This window comes from Butyrivibrio sp. LC3010, from assembly GCF_000424385.1.
In the GTDB taxonomy this organism is placed as follows: Bacteria; Bacillota; Clostridia; order Lachnospirales; family Lachnospiraceae; genus Butyrivibrio.
In genome coordinates this window covers 118,793-135,884 of the sequence record NZ_AUJU01000011.1, presented here as the reverse complement: position 1 = coordinate 135,884, position 17,092 = coordinate 118,793, and the positions used below count along the sequence as shown (strand labels likewise).

The window sequence follows — 17,092 nt, the reverse complement described above, 5'->3', positions numbered from 1 at the left end:
AATATGATTCCCAAGGATCCGGTTATGTTACTTAGTTACATAAATACACAGCTTAGAGATAATTATAAAAGTCTTGGAGATTTATCAGAAGGTCTTGATATTGGACAGCAGGAGCTTGATGATATTGTAAAAAAGCTGGAAAACATAGGCTATACCTATAGCGAAGAACAGAATAAATTTGTTTAAATTTTCAACATCCCACACAGTGTATTCATGCTGTGTGGGATGCTGTAGTTACTGCTTGTTTCTATTGATAAGGAAATCCATATGTTGTAAAATAAATTATGTATAAGTACAACTTTTTGTGGGGAGTTTTACGTGGTTCCATCAATTGATATTCATTGCCATATTCTGCCGGGCGTAGATGATGGCTCTCCAAATATGGAGACCAGTCTTAAGATGCTGCAGACTGCGCTGTCTGAGGGCACTAAGGGTATGATTCTTACGCCGCATCATAAGCCGATGCATCACAATGTGAGTCCTTCACATTTGATTGAGTATACGAATGAGCTTATGTACAGAGCAAATGAAAAAGGCATCAATGTTAAACTTTTCCCCGGAAATGAAATATATTACAGCGATTCCACAGTAAGAGATCTTGAAAGCGGCAGAGCTTCCACACTGGCGGATTCAGGATATGTACTGATAGAGTTTCATCCTACAGATATGTATAAGACGATACACAATGCTTTGTATACGGTCCAATCGGCGGGATATACACCGATTCTGGCACATGTGGAGCGTTATGCTGATATGGCTAAACATGTGAAATATGTGGATGAGCTTTTGGATATGGGAATTTACATTCAAGTGAATGCAAATAGTGTCATGGGAAAGTATGGCCTGGGAATCAGACATTTTACAAGGGAGCTTCTAAAGCGCCACATGGTGCATTTTGTAGCAACAGATGCGCATGATAACGGATCCCGGGCGCCACATCTTCTTGATTGCAGAGATTTTGTGGAGGGGAAGCTTGGTGAGGAATATGCGCTTCAGATTTTTCATGACAATGCAATGAAGGTATTGCGAAATGAAGTAATATACTGATTTTTTAGTCTGAGTTCATCATATCCAGGTGATGGCTTAGCGATTGAGGGGCGTATGGGAAAAGATGATGTTATCGAAATTAATCTTGGCGAATTGTTCGCAGTTTTGCTGGGGAGAGCATGGCTTATCCTGAGCTCGGGCGTGTTCTTTGCCCTGTTATGTCTTTTTGTAAGTAGATTTGTACTTACACCTTTATATTCCTCCACGACGAAAATATATATATTGAACAAGGAAGAGGGTGCGACAGTAACTTATTCAGATGTGCAGATATCAACTCAGCTCACACAGGATTATGCACAGCTGATAAAAAGCCGTTATGTGCTTGAAGAGGTTATTCAGACACTTCACCTTGATGTTGATTATGATGAATTTAATGAGCATGTTTCAATAAGCACGCCGGATGATACGAGAATAGTAGCGATAACTGTCAGGGATTCAGATCCGATGATGGCGATGAAGGAAGCCAACTGTGTTCGTGAGGTTGCATCAAAACATATTCAGAATGTTATGGATATTGATGCCATTAATATCGCTGAGCTTGCAAACATGCCTACAGAAAAATACAGTCCGAGTACAAAAAAATGGACACTTATCGGTGGACTGGCAGCAGTAGTATTGGTGTCTGCTGTTATTATCCTCAACTATCTTATGGATGACACCATAAAATCAAGTGATGATGTTGAGGCTTATCTTGGACTTAGTACTCTTGCCATGATTCCTGCGATTTCTGACGAACAGACAAACAAAAAGAAACGCAGTAAATCTAAGTCCAAGTGATTAAATGGATATTTCCAGTATTATTGGTTTTTCATGCAGAATGTAGAAAATGTCAGTGATGTTGACGTATGAGGGGGCCTATGCAACAAACAACACTTCATTTTAGCGAATCTGAAAACAACTATCAGATAAAGGAAGCATACAAAACTCTTCGAAGTAATGTGGAATTCAGCGGTCAGGATGTGAGAGCGGTTTCAATAACAAGCTGTACTCCTGGTGAAGGAAAGTCCAGTGTGTCAATGGCGCTGGCAAGAGCCTTTGCTGAGGCAGGGAAAAAGACTGTTCTGGTGGACGCTGATATGAGAAAGTCCGTTATGGTGGGAAGGTATAAGACCGGGTCTGTAAGACTTGGACTTACACATTGCCTCGTAGGGCGTGAGAAGCTTTCAAATGTCATATGCGAAACTGATACACCAAATCTCTATGTTATCTTTTCAGGGCCGATTCCGCCAAACCCCAGTGAATTATTGGGAGGACAGATTTTCAGCAAGATCCTTGACAATATGAAAAATGTTTTTGACTATATTATAATCGATACGCCGCCTCTTGGAAGCGTTATTGATGCTGCTGTTATCGCCAAGCAGTGCGATGGAACCGTGATGGTTATAGAGGATAATGCAATTAGCTACAGATTTGCCCAGAGGGTTAAGAGTCAGCTGGACAAGGCAGGTGCTAAGGTCATCGGAGCAGTGCTCAATAAGGTCGATATGACCGGAGGCGTATACGGTCACTATGGTAAATATTACGGTAAGTATTATGGTAAGTACTACGGCAGATATTATGGGAAAGATGACTCTCAGGGAAATGCAAGCATGACCGGAGGAAATCCCAAGAGGACACTTCAGCCTCAAAAAGTAAATGAAAAGCCGGTGCAAAGACCTGCAAGTTCTAAGAACGATCTCGATGAACTTGACTACATAGAAGGCGTAGTCAGAAAGGACTAAAGGAGTTCTAAGTGAAAAGTAATATTTTGGCGTTTTTCTTCACAATGGGAAGTATAGTGATGGCTGTTTTTATAGTCTGGTTTTATAACATGTCAGACAAAAATCCGCCTGAAATGAGATTTTCATCACTTGATATGGTATACGATGGTACCACGAAGGAAGCTGATCTTCTAAATGGTGTCATGGCCTATGATGCAGTTGATGGAGATATTACTGACCGCATAGTTGTTGAGAAGACAATTCTTAATAAGGAGCAGAGTTCTGCTGTTGTTTATTATGCAGTCAGCGACAGGTCCGGTAATGTTACGAAACAGTCAAGAATTTTCAATGCAAATATTGCTGAACTGGACGGGCTGGAAAGTGGTGTAATGACAGATTCAGAAGGCTTTGGCTCTTTTTCCGGTGAAGCATCAAATGAGAGCTTTGGTCAGGGCGGCTTTGATACAGAGGGATATACTCAGTACAGTGAAGACTCTGAGGAGGAAACTTCTGAAAGCGAATCTCAGGGTGAAAATTCTGAAAATGGCGAATCCGGTGATACACAGGAGAGCGGGCAGACAGGTAATTAAGGTATGAAAAATCGCGTTAACAAAATCCTGCTTATATGGTGCATAGTGGTTTCTGTGGTTTTGATCGGCCTTGGAATCTTTGAGGTTACAAGGGTGATTGGTAAGTCCGGCCTTAAGGAGAAAAATGCAGTAAGTGCACCGGTAACTACCAGTACCGAGGTGCTGACCAAGGAGGAAAATGCGATTCAGTGGCAGGACGACTGGGTTAAACATAATGGGGAAATCTATGATTATAACGATGACATTCTGACTTTTCTCATTATGGGAATAGATAAGAGAGATGAAGAAGTGACCCCTGTTTATGGTGAGATTAACGGTGGACAGGCGGATGCACTTTTTCTTGTTGTCTTTAATCCGCACAATGAAACGACGAAGGTTATTGCTATCAACAGAAATACAATGGCTGATGTTGAGATGTATGATGAATATGGGAATTTTATAAATACCATCAAAGCACAGATAGCTGTTCAGCATGGCTTTGGAGACGGTGTCGAGGGTTCATGTGAACTTCAGAAAAGAGCGGTGAGCAATCTGTTTTATCAGCTTCCCATACATGGATATGCTGCAATAAATATGAGCGCAATTGAAACGATTAATGATGAAGTAGGCGGAGTTGATCTGGTACCTGATAAAGATTTTGAGAGCGGTGATTACACCTTTAAAGCCGGAGAAGAGACTCATTTAGACGGTGAGGCTGCCTTTGCATTTTTGAGGGACAGGGATGATACACAGATAGGATCTGCTGACAAGAGGCTTGATAGACAGAAGGAATACTTGACTTCCTTTATTTCAAAAGTAATAGAAGAGACAAAAGAACACCCTACCATTGCGGTTGATATTTACCAGGCAATCAGTAAGCAGATGGTAACAGATGTTTCAGCAGATCAGCTTTCATATATAGCATCTACAGTCTCCGGTTATAAGTTCGATGATAACAGCCTTATTCTTTTGAAGGGTGAGACAAGACTTGGAGAGAGATTTGAAGAGTTTTATCCGGATGAAGATTATATGTACAATATGTTTTTGGACGTTTTTTATGAAAAAGTAAAGATGTAAAGGAAGGGGAAATTTTATTTTTGCCCTAAAGGTTTTTACAGTATGAGCCGAAATAAAGAATGGACAGCATATAAAATGCTAAAACATGGGGGATTTTTTCTCATAGGTATGAGCATGGCGGTGATTCTTACGTCTTGCGCAAATCGTTCATTAAATAGTGAAGATAAGAAAAAGGTGTCTGAGGAACTTATTCAGGAAAATCCTGATATTTTCGGATGGCTGATAGTTCCTGATACGAATATTGATTATCCTATCGCTCAGAATATTGATGGGGATGATACTTTTTATCAGACCCATGATATCACAGGAAAAAAGAAGAGCAAAAAGGGTGGGATTTATATTGAATCCTGTAACCTTATGGATATGTGTGATTTTAATACTATAATTCATGGCTCCACAAATAAGGATGGAGATATGTTCTCCGAGCTTTGGAATTTTGCTGATGATGATTTTTTCAACAAGCATGAAGAGTTTATGATTGCAATCCCCGGTAATACTCTTACATATGAAGTATGGACTGCGTATTCAAGGGATAATAATGATGTTATGCTTCAGTATGATTTTACTGATACTGCTGATTGCCAGAGATATCTGGATGATATGAAGAAGGACTGGAATTCAGAAACTAATATACGAGATGGCTGGGAAAAGGGTGCGACCCCGGATAATTTTCTTGTCAGCCTGACGACGGTTGATCCAGAGAATCCTGATAAACAGTGGGTTGTTGTGGGATGCCTTGTGGGAGATGAGGCAGGAACCATCAATCGTGATATGACAGATAACAATATTGAAGAATGAGCTAAATTGGTCGTGTAATGATTTATATATCATTGGTGAGTAAGCTTTGAACCTGCATAAAATAACGGAAAGAGCTTCCAAGAGTAAGTGCGCCTATTAATCGTTATAAAGTTAATGAAAAGCTAGTATTTATGCATAGTTTATAATTATTTAATTAGATTATGTGTCGGATTTTTGATAAAATAAAATCAAGGTTATTCTTATGAGTTTGTACTTAGGTACAGAAAGGGGAACTGTTATGAAAAGAATACTTGCTTTAATGTTGGCGGGAGCAATTATTATAACTACTCCGAGTGCGGCAATTGCAGCCACTGATGAGATTGAATTACCTTCACCTGTTGCCCAGGCTTATAGAAATGGAAAGGCTGAGGGTGATGCACAAGGTTACAGTCGTGGTTGGAAAGAAGGCAACGACGACGGATACAATAAAGGTTATCAGACCGGTAAGGAACTTGGCGAACTTAAGGGTAAGGTAGATGTATATGAAAATACCGTTATTCCTCGGATGGACAGAAGAATAGATGATCTCCAAACCCAGGTTAGCAAACTGTACGATAAAGTAATCGAGATGGCTCAGAAAGAGACCAACATCACGGTTACCGTTAAGGCAAATGGCAACAATAAAAAGCCAAAGGTAACTGTTAAAAAGGTACTTGCTTCAAACAGTGGAAATTCTGTATCAGAGCCACCTTTCGTACATACAGTTCTTAATGCTCCCGGTCTTGGATGCACAACACCTGTAGGTCAGGGTGGCAGACTTATCCTTAATGGGAAGCCCACAAGAGCTACCTTTACAATGAGAGAGTCAACAAGCGGAAAAGTATCTTCAGCTCAGGTTTTGGCAGCAGGCATTGGCGGTAAGGTTAAGAACGTAGTTGAGACCTATGCTCCCGGAGTTCGTTTCAGTACAGCTCAGGTAGACTTTAAGGTATATGGTGCATTAAATGGTGATATTTACAGAGTATATCAGCTTGGACCAAACGGAACATGGAAGGAAATCCAGGTAGATCAGGTTCGAGATGGTCATGTAGTATGTACAGTATTTAAGGCTGGAACATTTGCATTTATTAAGATGAATTGAGACAGTGTGGTGATAAGTTGATTTATAAAAAGTATAGAACCTCCTTTGCAGACGCAAGGGAGGTTTTTATAGTTAAGTAGAGCACAAGATAAATTATTTTTAATCCTGTTAGATTTGTTAATGAGCTATGTTATTCTCTTCAAGAAGTTTTGAAAGTCTTGCTATTTCGTCAGATAGAGATTTGTTTTCATCTGTCAAAGAATCTATGAGCTCCTTCTGATGCTTTTCATGAGCTATTGCGTCTTCTCTTGCGCGACATTGTTCCTGAATGGCAAAGGCTGAGTTAGAAAGAAAAATGGATTCAGCTGTAGATTTCATTGAAGGATTGTCTTCTGCGATCATCTGTATTTCCTCCCATGTGGTTGCTTTAAATAACCTTGCCCAATTGTCAATTCCGAGACGCTTATCGTATTCGGATGATAAATCTATGTTATTTAATTCTATCACATAGAGATTGAATTTGTCAGTATACAGGTAGCCGTCCTGTGCATTCCTTATCTGATACTTGGCAAAGAATTCCGGGTGATCTTTAAATAGAGTGTAATCAAGAAATCCAATATGATAAACGGGTTTGACTAATGAGTAGTCTTTGCCTCGAGCGACATTGTCGAATCTTCTGCATAAGTATGACAGAGAGTGTTCTGTCCAGTTGTCGTAATTGATTACCTGCATCTCAAGATTGATATAAGTATTCCCATTTAGCATAACCAATATATCCAGCTGATATTCCTTGTTATTTATACTTGCTCCGGGTTCAACTACATTTTCAATCTTCACATCCTGGATTGTATGGATTGGAATATCGAGAACACTGCTAATGAGATTGATCAGAGTGTTTTTATCGCGCTGCAAAACCATACGGAACATATAATCATTGGTCATATTGTATCTTACTTCTCCCGTTGCGTTCATGTACTGATACTGAACTTCAAGGGTAGAAGCCATTCCTTCATATAACATAAAATCTCCTTTGTAATTATTTGTAATAGTCCATTATTGTGCACAAATAATATTAATTGGGAATTCCGAATGAATGAATTCAAATCGGAGGCATCAGAAATGATGCTAGAGTAAAGTAACATATCTGAAATCATAAATCAAGTAAAAAATACAAAAATAATTTAATTTACAATGATGTTTCTTGCTATACGTTATTAACGTATAATATAGGCAGAAGGAGTGCAGCCATGACTATAAAGGATATTCGAAAACTTTATAATATGAGCCAATCTGAAAGAGCCGGAGAGCAGGGCACTTAATGTAATCAGATATCAGTTGGAAAGATACAGGAAGATACTTGATCAGAATATCTGATGCATGGAATAAAATGAAGCACTGTGTAACAGAGACCGCTCATATAGCATTATTTTGCACAATGACAAATTCCCATATTTAACGTATAATATCCCTATAGAGCGGTTGTTCTATGGGGATTTTTCTTATGAGTTAAACTAGATAGATTAATTTTGTCGGGGCATATATTTCAGTATTTTGGCAGCGCGTTGGAATGCCCGACGTTGCTGCTTTTTTGCTATTAGCAGACAGAAATAATGCAAAAAAATTACAACATTATCTTAATTATCTGAATATATTAACCGATAAATATTATGTAGGTCATACGATGCTCATTATTTCTGATGTGTTCAGAAAATGAGTAAAATGCAGTGTTTATGTGTAATGGTAATACTGATGCTGAAAATCTAGTTAAGGTTTTGTGTGAATGGTAGATATTTGTGATATTGGGAGACTAAATCATAAAGCTGCCAACTGAGGGGGATAAAAATTGAAGAGCAAGAGAGTTACACATACAGCCAAAGTGCTGACAATGCTTTGGAATATTGGTTTATTTGCTATTGTATGGTGCGGATTTTATAATCTGCGGGCATTTCAGACATTCTATGTTCTCGGTGGAATAATGTCTGTGATTATTTATGTGTTTATTTATAATGGACTTTGTAACCTATATAACGCATTTAGAATTGCGTCATCTTCTATCTCTGAGATAGTTCTTTCTCAGGGGATATCCTTTGGACTGGCTGATTTAATACTGTATATTGAATGTAACCTTATTCGTAATAATTATACAAGTATTATTCCGGGAGCATTTATTTTGTTGCTTCAAATAACTGGAACAATCTTAATAATTACATTATCAAAACGATACTTTATGACATGTGTTGAGCCGGCAAAAACTATGCTTGTTCTTGGAAAATGGGTATCAATGGAGGAAGCAAAGAAATTTCAGGAAAGGATATTAAAAAAATATAGTCACCTATTTGACTTTAAATACATTGAATATGAGGATATTAGTCCTAAGATTTTTGAGGAAAAGGTAGCAGATTGTTGCACAGTAATAATGTATGGACTTTCTGTGGAACAAAGAAGAATTTATATGCAGCACTGCATTGATGAACACAAAACATTTTATTTTACACCAAGAATTGAAGATATAATCCTCCAGGGGTGTTCTACAAGGCATTTGCTGGATACACCACTTATGAAATATGATTATGTTTATAATGACAAGAAAAAACTCAATGCAAAAAGAATATTTGATCTGTGCTTTGGACTGGTTTTTGCATTAGGCTTTGCACCAATTATGATTGCAATTGCAATCGCCATTAAGATTGAAGATGGGGGCCCTGTGTTCTTTAAGCAAAAAAGGTGTACTCTTGATGGAGAAGTGTTTAACATTCTGAAGTTTAGAAGTATGATAGTAGATGCAGAGAAAAAAGGACTTCAACCTACAATAAATTTCGATCCCAGAATTACCAAGGTTGGAAAAATTATAAGAAAATACAGACTTGATGAACTGCCGCAGGTATTTAACATTTTGTATGGACATATGAGTTTTGTTGGTCCAAGACCTGAGCGTGTTGAACATGTAGAACTATATACCAAAGAACTTCCGGAATTTAAGTATCGAATGAAAGTAAAAGCCGGACTTACAGGATATGCTCAGATATTTGGAAAATATAACACTTCAGCATTTGACAAGCTGCGTTTGGATCTTCTATATATAGAAAATCAATCATTTAGCTTGGATCTGAGGCTCATTATGTTGACTGTTAAGGTTATGTTCCAGGGAGAGAGTACTGAAGGGTTTGAAAAAGAAATGGTAAGATTGATGAACAGGAAAGCCAGGCGGGTTGGGTAAATTAAGTTCTTGAGTCTGATATTTGTAGGGCAATGTATTATTCGAAGAAATATTAGTTGGAATAGGTAATAGAAGAACGGATTGCACAGTGGTTATTGGGGGGGACTGTATATATTATTGAGTTTAAATAGAAAAAACCAGGATTAGTCAGTTTGAACAACTGATTAACCCTGGTTTTGTTTATTATGATATGTTTTTCTTATATTGGAAAAGTTGTACATGAGAATGTTTGAATTTTTTATTCGGAATTTAATTGAACACGACTTATATAGAACATATAATTAATTCGATTAGAACTAATAATTCTTAAAAAGGTAGGGATATATTATGAAAAATATAGTATTGGGACGTACAGGCATAACCGTTCCGCAAAACGGGTTTGGTGCTCTTCCTGTTCAAAGAGTATCTTTGAAAGAGGCTGTAAAACTCCTTAGAAAAGCATACGATGGAGGCATGCGATTTTTTGATACCGCAAGAGCGTATAGTGACAGTGAAGAGAAGGTGGGAGCTGCCTTTGGAGATGGATATGTAAAAAGAGAAGATATAATAATTGCTACTAAGACAGGGGCAAAAACTCCTGAAGAATTCTGGCAGCATCTTGAAACTTCATTGGAGAAGCTTAAAACGGATTATATTGATATTTATCAGTTCCATCTTATGGGACAGTGCTGGAAACCTGGTGACGGAACAGGCATGTATGAGTGCATGCTTGAGGCTAAAAAGCAGGGCAAGATAAGGCATATTGGCGGAACAGCGCACAAGGTTGGTGTTGCAAAAGAGATTGCTGAATCAGGACTGTATGAGACACTTCAGTATCCCTTTAGCTATCTTGCTGATGATAAAGAAAAAGAACTTGTTAAAATCTGTAATGAGAATAATGTAGGCTTTATCTGCATGAAAGGACTGGCAGGCGGACTTATAACACATTCTGAAGCAGCTATGGCATTTGTAAGTCAGTTTGACGGCGCTGTACCGATCTGGGGAATTCAAAGAGAAAAGGAACTTGATGAGTGGCTGTCATTTATGGATAAAACACCTGTGATGACAGATGAAATCAAGGCATTTATCGAGAGTGAAAGAAAAGAGCTCATGGGTAATTTCTGCAGAGGCTGCGGCTATTGCATGCCATGCACTGTGGGAATTCAGATTAATCAGTGCAACAGAATGTCACTGATGCTACGCCGTGCTCCCAGTGAGAGCTGGTTATCCGATCATTGGCAGGCAGAGATGAACAAGATTGAGGACTGCGTAAGATGCGGCGCGTGCCTTTCAAAATGCCCTTATGAGTTACAGATACCTGATCTACTCGTGAAAAATCTTGAGGATTACAGGGAAGTACTGGCCGGGAACAGGACAGTGTGAATATTATGATAGTTAAAGGCTAATTCCGGGATTATATAGGAATTAGCCTTCATGTTTGTGCTGGAAAGGGTCATGTTGACAAAGATTATTTTAATGCTTTATGCCATTGTCATCTAACAGCTTTGTCAGACGTTTAAGATTTGTTGAAGACATTCTTAAGAATATATTAAGGCACTTGTTTTTGCTTTTGAAAAGTGATATTTTCATATTCACGTCAATTCTTGACGAGGTCTGCCGTTAGACAAATGGCAGAAGATATCCCAGGATATTTTAATTTGTTATATAACAGAAAAATTAGTACAGGAGGTTTTTATTTATATGAATATTGAAGCAGCCAGGAAGAGTGGACGTATGGCTGTAACTATTGTTTTTGCGGGAGTTTTATCTCTATACATATTGGCTACGGCAACTACAACAGTGCATGCTCAAAATTGCATGCACGATGAATATGAATGGGTTAGTGTGATTAAACCAACCTGCAGCAGATTTGGTAAAGACATAAGGATATGCCAGGATTGTGAGGAAATTCTTGAAACTAAGATTATTCCCAAGCTTGATCACAAATGCAAATGGGAAAGAACCAAAGAACCAACATGCACTTTGCCGGGGGTGAAATCCTACATATGCAAAAACTGTAGCGAGGTAATAGAAACAGAAGAGATACCGGCAAAAGGGCATAGGTTTGCAAGAGCTAAAACACAAAGTGCAACATGCAGATCACCAAAGATAACTGAAAGAACATGCAGTGTTTGCGGCTTTTCTACATCGGAGCAATCAGGCAACAGGGTAGAACACAGATATAAATGGAAGGTAACAAGGGCGGCCACCTGTGCAGATTGTGGCATAAAAACCGGGACCTGTACAATGTGTAATGGCACAAAAACAGAATCTATCTCTCCCACAGGTAAGCACAAATACGGTGACTGGTCAGTTAAGTCTGTTAAGGTAAAAGGCAAAAAACTTAAGGTGGTTCAGGAGCGCTCATGCAAGACTTGTGGTAGAAACACCAGGGAAGCATCAGGCACATCGGCATCCTTTAGCGGCAAACATGACAATGGAAAATACTATTACAAACATACTAAGAAAACCGGCAGAATAGTAATTCTTTGTTCTGAATGTCATCAGTCTGTAAGCGGCAAAATATCAGGTGGGACTATATCCTTTACGCGACCTAAAAAGGATAATTCGAAGGTGTCATCGAAAGGATGGAAGAGAGTGAAAAAGTAAATATGTAATGACTCATGAGGTGGCATTTTGCTGGTGCATGGGCTAAAATTAGGAGGTAAGGATATACTTGTCAGAAGAAATCGTCACAACAAATAATAAACATAAAGATAGATTGTTTAGAAAACTATTTGGTAGTGAAGAAAATAAGGTTTACGCACTGGAATTATATAATGCAGTAGCTGGGACTGACTATACGGATTTAGATGCGTTAGAATTTAACACGATGGAAGACACTGTTTACATGAAAATGAAGAATGATGTGTCATTTCTTTTTCAAGCAGAAATAAATCTGTGGGAGCATCAAAGTACTATAAACAAGAATATGCCACTAAGAGGCTTCTTGTATCTGTCTAAACTGTATAGTAGCTATATAGAACTTAAGGGACTTGATCTATATCAAAAAGACGTGCTTAAGTTACCCACACCAAAGTATGTTGTGTTTTATAATGGAAACGACGCTCAACCTGACTATCAGCAATTAAAGCTGTCAGCGTCATTTGAAAAACCTGGGAGCTGCATAGAAATGACAGCAGATGTGTATAATGTAAATCAGGGGCATAGTAAACAATTGCTAGATGACTGCAAAGTATTGTCAGATTATTCAGAACTTATAGCGAGAGTTAGGACTAATGCAGAATCCATGGATGTTGACAAGGCAGTAGATGAGGCGATAAAAAGTTGTATCGAAGACGGAGTACTCAGAGATTTCCTTTTAAAACAAAGATCGGAGGCATATATGAGCATACTAACAGAGTATAACGAAGAGTTACATCTAAGGAACGTGCGAAATGATGGATATGTTGAAGGAGTAGATAAACATCTGATTGAACTGATTTGCAAAAAACTAATAAAGGGAAAAACAGTAGAGACAATAGCGGATGAAGTAGAGGAGGACATTACTACAGTTCAGACTATCTGTGATGTCGCCAAGGAATATGCACCGGATTATGATGTCGATTCGATATATGCTGCTTTAAAGGAAAAAGCATAAGCGTATATGACAATGAGGAGAGTTTTTACCATGTGTGCTTGTTTTTTGGCTACTATGTCATATGGATTAACATTATTTTACGTGATAATATTTTTGTACTAGTTAGTAAAATAATAGCTTGGAGGATACAGAATGAATACTGATGAAAAATTCGAAATTATACTAAATAAATTAGATACAATAGATGGCAGACTCGATACAATAGATGGCAGACTCGATGCAATAGATGGCAGACTCGATGCAATAGATGGCAGACTCGATGCAATGGATGGCAGACTCGATGTAATGGATGGTAAGATATCTATTTTGGAGAAGGATATGAGTGATGTCAAAAGTGATGTTACAAGTATAAAACTTCAGATTGAAAATGAAATTGTTCCCAATACTCAGAGAGTTGCTGAATGGTATCAGGATCTGCAAAGACATCTTGAATCAGAAGTTGAGAAAATACAGAAAAAGATTTGCTGATTATTAGTGGTTAGAAGGATATTTAGAAATATTTAATCGAAACTCCAAATACAGATTATCTCAATGACAAATGCCTGAATTAGCGCATAATATCCCTGTAGAGTTACATGCTCTATGGGGATTTTCTTATGTGGTTAATAAAGAAGATGACAGTAAATTACTACGAGAAATCAATCGTATAGCTATGGGAGACTTACAAAGAAGATAGAGGTTTGTGGTAGCCCTAAGAGCAAAATAGTATTATTGAATCTTGCTGATGATATGGTAGACTTTAAATATAAATTGGCAATGTGGTTATAGTCAAAAAGATGTGGAGGTCTTTTGTGAAGAAGCTGGGAGTGGGATACGAAAATTACAAAGATTTTATTGATAATGATCTATACTATGTAGATAAGACTCTGCTCATTAGAGATATAGTGAAAAAAGGTGGTAAAGTGACTCTTTTTACCCGGCCCAGGCGTTTTGGTAAAACCCTTGCACTTTCAACGATACAGACTTTTTTTGAGGAAGAAAGAGATGAGGGGGGAAATGCTGTTGATAAAGGGAGATATTTTACCGGTAAGAAGGTAATGACATGTGATGATGAGTTGCTTTCCAAGCAGGGACAATATCCAGTCATCAATCTTTCTTTGAAATCCGGAAAGCAGGATGATTTTTATAATTCCTTCATGATATTGCGAAAGGTTGTTATTAGTGAATTTACAAGACACATTTACCTGGCTGATTCGGACAAGCTTTCTGACTCTGAAAAACAGGAATTTATCAGTCTTGAGCATGGTGAGATAGAATGGCGAGAACTGGAGAAAAGTTTTAAAAACGACAGTGATAGGCAGAGTGCCTTTAGAAGAGAATGTGGAAAATATGCAGTTGCACTTAAGACATTATCAGGACTTTTAGAAAAGCACCATGGAAAAAAGACCATCGTTTTAATTGACGAATACGATGTGCCACTTGAAAATGCATATAGGCGCGGCTTTTATGATGATATGACAGGATTTATCAGATCACTGTTTGAGTCAGTACTAAAAACAAATAATGCGCTGGAGTTTGCAGTGGTAACGGGATGCCTTAGGATAAGTAAGGAAAGTATATTTACGGGCTTAAACAATCTAAAGGTCAATTCTATCAGAGATGTTGATTTTGGTGAGTACTTCGGCTTTTTGCAACAGGAAACGGATGAAATGCTCGATAACTATGGCCTTGCAGGAAGTACAGAAACAGTAAAGGAATGGTATGATGGATACCTTTTTGGAAATACAGAGGTTTATAATCCCTGGAGCGTAATAAAATATGTCGATGATCATATTTCGGATATGAATAGGCTGCCAGAAGCGTACTGGTCCAATACTTCTTCAAATTCAATAATAAAAGAAATGATAGAAAGAGCAGATGATTCTGTAAAGGATGAGCTTGATACTCTTATTTCAGGCGGAACAATAGAAAAAAGAATCCATGAAGATATAACATATGATGATATAGATACAAACGATGACAATTTGTGGAATTTCTTATTTTTTACCGGCTACATGAAAGCTGTATCTACAAGACTTGATGATGATCTGACGTTTATTACAATGAAGATTCCAAACAGAGAAATCAGATCTTTATTTAAAACTCAGGTAAAAGATTGGTTTGATGCAAAAGTAAAAACTGTGGATTTGTCTGAATTTCATAAGGCAATACTAGATCAGGATACACGTCGTATTGAAGACTTTGTGTCAGAACTATTATCAAAAAGCATAAGCTATTTTGATAATGAGGAGAGTTTTTATCATGGGTTCTTCTTGTCACTCTTGTATGGAATGCCTGGCTATAAGCCAAGATCAAATCGCGAGGAAGGGCAAGGCAGACCTGACATAGTATTATATCCGGACAGACCAAAGGATCCTGCCTATATATTTGAACTTAAGACCAGAAAAAAATTTGACGAGATGGATGACGGAATAAAGGAAGCATTGGCACAGATTCACGATATGAAGTACGAGGAAGGAATACTTGCAGACGGCTATTTGGGGGTAGTGTCTTATGGAATATGCTTCTGCAAAAAGAGTTGTATAGTGGATAAGTTTGTGCGGTGAATAAGGTTTTATTAACAAAACGCACGCTTATTTGGAAAGATGGTTGATAGACATGATTAAATATATTAAAGGAGATATTTTCGCTAGTCCTGCACAGGTTATTACAAATACTGTTAACCTTGAGGGGGTTATGGGGAAAGGCATAGCGCTTGAATTTAAAAAGCGTTATCCGAAGATGTTTGAGGCTTATAAAAGGAAATGCGATAGTGGCGAATTTAAAATGGGGAATCTGTTTTTGTTCAGAGATCTCAATAAAACTATTCTTCTATTTCCGACAAAAGATAAGTGGAGAAATAAATCACAACTCGAATATATTGAGATGGGATTGCAGAAGTTTGCAGATAAATGGGATGTATTAGGCATTAGTTCTATAGCATTTCCGGCACTTGGTTGTGGCAACGGAGGGCTCCGATGGAATGATGTACAGCCTCTCATGGAGAAATACTTAAGAAAATTGCCTATAGATATTTACATCTATACTGATAACTATGTGGATAGCAAGGATTATACTGAGGATTTATCCGATATAGAGAAGATGATTAATGGTGAAGTGGGGTTAGAAGGATATCAACTATTTGTGCATAAGTGTATTTCATATATTAAGGAAAATGGTCCGGTGCTTGTTGATGATAAAAAATCATGGTCGCTTAATGTAGATAATAATCTCCAGCTAGACTCATTACCGGTTGATGAAACGGTACTAATTCATGCATGGAATCATATCAGAAATGTAAAAATCATTTCTAAGGAAGATGCAGCAAGGAAAGATAATGCAGTAATATATCCCCTAATGGGATTGATGAAAAAACTAAATTATGCAAATAAAATATATGTATCTAAAGATGGCCTAAGATATACCGATAGACCAAATGCCTATATGTTCAATGCTGCTTAAGGTAGTGTGTTAGAGATGGATTACAGAAAGATTCTTAGAAGAGAAAGAAACGAAAATGTATTTAACCAGTATAAAAATATTATTTATGTCAAAGCAGATTTCGAATGCTTTTATTATAACGGACTGTTTGTAAATACTGTTAATGTTCATGGGAGTGTTCTTGATATAGATTTTGATACACCAGCAGAGCGTAAATACGAAGTTGCTCAAGGTGCTGTAGATATACATTTGACAATGTGTGATAGAACGGGTGCAGTCCTAAGCAATGAAGAGCAGAAAAGGACTGCTGACTATGGCTGCTCATGTGGATTTGAAATTCCGATGGAGATACCGGAAAGTACTGATCATATAATTATAAATATTCTATTTGATGGAATAGAAATGTATAAAAATGTGATAGGTTTAAAAGAAGAAGTATTGTTATAAATGGCTATATATAGATATTTTTCAGCGGCATTATTCAATGACAAATCACCATATTTAGCGTATAATATCCCTATAGAGCTGAGGGGCTCTGTGGGGATTTTTTCTTATGAGAACACTTGATTGTTCAAGTGCATAAACTTTATGAAAAGAGTTTATATTGGGGAGCATAAATAACGATTTATTAAGCGGCAGCGCGTTGTGATGCTTCATAACGTG

At 37.7% G+C, this 17,092-nt stretch carries 17 protein-coding genes; 16 read left to right on the top strand and 1 reads right to left on the bottom strand.

All coding sequences use genetic code 11. From position 1 onward, the window contains the following. Positions 1–3 precede the first annotated feature (3 nt). The 8 genes from G622_RS0110075 to G622_RS0110040 all read left to right on the top strand — a co-directional run bounded on the left by G622_RS0110075 (position 4) and on the right by G622_RS0110040 (position 6,272). Positions 4–186 (top strand): DUF4250 domain-containing protein, encoded by a 183-nt coding sequence (locus G622_RS0110075; protein ID WP_026510616.1) that lies wholly within the window; start codon positions 4–6, stop codon positions 184–186. Positions 187–318: 132 nt separating this feature from the next. Next, on the top strand, positions 319–1,047 hold the full coding sequence (locus G622_RS0110070) for a CpsB/CapC family capsule biosynthesis tyrosine phosphatase (protein WP_026510615.1): 729 nt from the start codon (positions 319–321) through the stop codon (positions 1,045–1,047). A gap of 54 nt (positions 1,048–1,101) precedes the next feature. Further along, positions 1,102–1,824, top strand: a complete 723-nt coding sequence (locus tag G622_RS0110065) for a YveK family protein (RefSeq protein WP_044913139.1) — start codon at positions 1,102–1,104, stop codon at positions 1,822–1,824. Between the two features lie 80 nt (positions 1,825–1,904). Next, positions 1,905–2,768: a polysaccharide biosynthesis tyrosine autokinase gene (locus G622_RS0110060; RefSeq protein ID WP_026510613.1), complete on the top strand. Its 864-nt coding sequence runs from the start codon at positions 1,905–1,907 to the stop codon at positions 2,766–2,768. An 11-nt stretch (positions 2,769–2,779) separates the two neighbouring features. After that, on the top strand, positions 2,780–3,337 hold the full coding sequence (locus tag G622_RS0110055; protein ID WP_155831453.1) for a hypothetical protein: 558 nt from the start codon (positions 2,780–2,782) through the stop codon (positions 3,335–3,337). Between the two features lie 3 nt (positions 3,338–3,340). After that, positions 3,341–4,393: an LCP family protein gene (locus tag G622_RS0110050; protein ID WP_026510611.1), complete on the top strand. Its 1,053-nt coding sequence runs from the start codon at positions 3,341–3,343 to the stop codon at positions 4,391–4,393. A gap of 42 nt (positions 4,394–4,435) precedes the next feature. After that, complete coding sequence (locus G622_RS24605; protein ID WP_049945787.1) at positions 4,436–5,191, top strand: class B sortase; 756 nt, start codon at positions 4,436–4,438, stop codon at positions 5,189–5,191. Positions 5,192–5,429: 238 nt separating this feature from the next. Beyond that, on the top strand, positions 5,430–6,272 hold the full coding sequence (locus tag G622_RS0110040) for a hypothetical protein (RefSeq protein ID WP_026510610.1): 843 nt from the start codon (positions 5,430–5,432) through the stop codon (positions 6,270–6,272). A gap of 117 nt (positions 6,273–6,389) precedes the next feature. Here the strand turns inward: G622_RS0110040 and G622_RS0110035 are convergent, their stop codons facing one another. Next, positions 6,390–7,232 carry an Rpn family recombination-promoting nuclease/putative transposase gene (locus G622_RS0110035; RefSeq protein ID WP_026510609.1) on the bottom strand — a complete coding sequence of 281 codons (843 nt, stop codon included), beginning with the start codon at positions 7,230–7,232 and terminating at the stop codon, positions 6,390–6,392. Positions 7,233–8,055: 823 nt separating this feature from the next. Here G622_RS0110035 and G622_RS22470 point away from each other — a divergent pair. From G622_RS22470 to G622_RS0109995, 8 genes are all read left to right on the top strand, one after another. After that, positions 8,056–9,429, top strand: a complete 1,374-nt coding sequence (locus tag G622_RS22470) for an exopolysaccharide biosynthesis polyprenyl glycosylphosphotransferase (RefSeq protein WP_049945786.1) — start codon at positions 8,056–8,058, stop codon at positions 9,427–9,429. Positions 9,430–9,756: 327 nt separating this feature from the next. Next, positions 9,757–10,791, top strand: coding sequence for an aldo/keto reductase (locus tag G622_RS0110025; protein ID WP_026510608.1), 1,035 nt, complete (start codon positions 9,757–9,759; stop codon positions 10,789–10,791). A 318-nt stretch (positions 10,792–11,109) separates the two neighbouring features. Further along, complete coding sequence (locus tag G622_RS0110020; RefSeq protein WP_026510607.1) at positions 11,110–12,018, top strand: hypothetical protein; 909 nt, start codon at positions 11,110–11,112, stop codon at positions 12,016–12,018. Positions 12,019–12,085: 67 nt separating this feature from the next. After that, complete coding sequence (locus G622_RS0110015) at positions 12,086–13,009, top strand: hypothetical protein (protein ID WP_049945785.1); 924 nt, start codon at positions 12,086–12,088, stop codon at positions 13,007–13,009. Positions 13,010–13,141: 132 nt separating this feature from the next. Then, positions 13,142–13,477: a hypothetical protein gene (locus G622_RS0110010; protein ID WP_026510605.1), complete on the top strand. Its 336-nt coding sequence runs from the start codon at positions 13,142–13,144 to the stop codon at positions 13,475–13,477. Positions 13,478–13,800: 323 nt separating this feature from the next. Next, entirely contained in the window at positions 13,801–15,555 is a 1,755-nt protein-coding gene (locus G622_RS0110005; protein ID WP_049945784.1) for an AAA family ATPase, read from the top strand. A 52-nt stretch (positions 15,556–15,607) separates the two neighbouring features. Further along, a complete protein-coding gene (locus G622_RS24600) occupies positions 15,608–16,450 on the top strand; it encodes a macro domain-containing protein (protein WP_049945783.1) in 843 nt (280 codons plus the stop codon). Positions 16,451–16,465: 15 nt separating this feature from the next. Next, positions 16,466–16,876 (top strand): hypothetical protein, encoded by a 411-nt coding sequence (locus G622_RS0109995; RefSeq protein ID WP_026510603.1) that lies wholly within the window; start codon positions 16,466–16,468, stop codon positions 16,874–16,876. Positions 16,877–17,092: the final 216 nt, after the last annotated feature.

Coding starts and splice junctions, on each gene's coding strand:
- G622_RS0110035 (WP_026510609.1), bottom strand. CDS start 7,232: ATGTTATATGAAGGAATGGCTTCTACCCTTGAAGTTCAGTATCAGTAC.
- G622_RS0110040 (WP_026510610.1), top strand. CDS start 5,430: ATGAAAAGAATACTTGCTTTAATGTTGGCGGGAGCAATTATTATAACT.
- G622_RS0110050 (WP_026510611.1), top strand. CDS start 3,341: ATGAAAAATCGCGTTAACAAAATCCTGCTTATATGGTGCATAGTGGTT.
- G622_RS24605 (WP_049945787.1), top strand. CDS start 4,436: ATGAGCCGAAATAAAGAATGGACAGCATATAAAATGCTAAAACATGGG.
- G622_RS0110020 (WP_026510607.1), top strand. CDS start 11,110: ATGAATATTGAAGCAGCCAGGAAGAGTGGACGTATGGCTGTAACTATT.
- G622_RS0110065 (WP_044913139.1), top strand. CDS start 1,102: ATGGGAAAAGATGATGTTATCGAAATTAATCTTGGCGAATTGTTCGCA.
- G622_RS0110060 (WP_026510613.1), top strand. CDS start 1,905: ATGCAACAAACAACACTTCATTTTAGCGAATCTGAAAACAACTATCAG.
- G622_RS0110075 (WP_026510616.1), top strand. CDS start 4: ATGATTCCCAAGGATCCGGTTATGTTACTTAGTTACATAAATACACAG.
- G622_RS0110010 (WP_026510605.1), top strand. CDS start 13,142: ATGAATACTGATGAAAAATTCGAAATTATACTAAATAAATTAGATACA.
- G622_RS24600 (WP_049945783.1), top strand. CDS start 15,608: ATGATTAAATATATTAAAGGAGATATTTTCGCTAGTCCTGCACAGGTT.
- G622_RS0109995 (WP_026510603.1), top strand. CDS start 16,466: ATGGATTACAGAAAGATTCTTAGAAGAGAAAGAAACGAAAATGTATTT.
- G622_RS0110025 (WP_026510608.1), top strand. CDS start 9,757: ATGAAAAATATAGTATTGGGACGTACAGGCATAACCGTTCCGCAAAAC.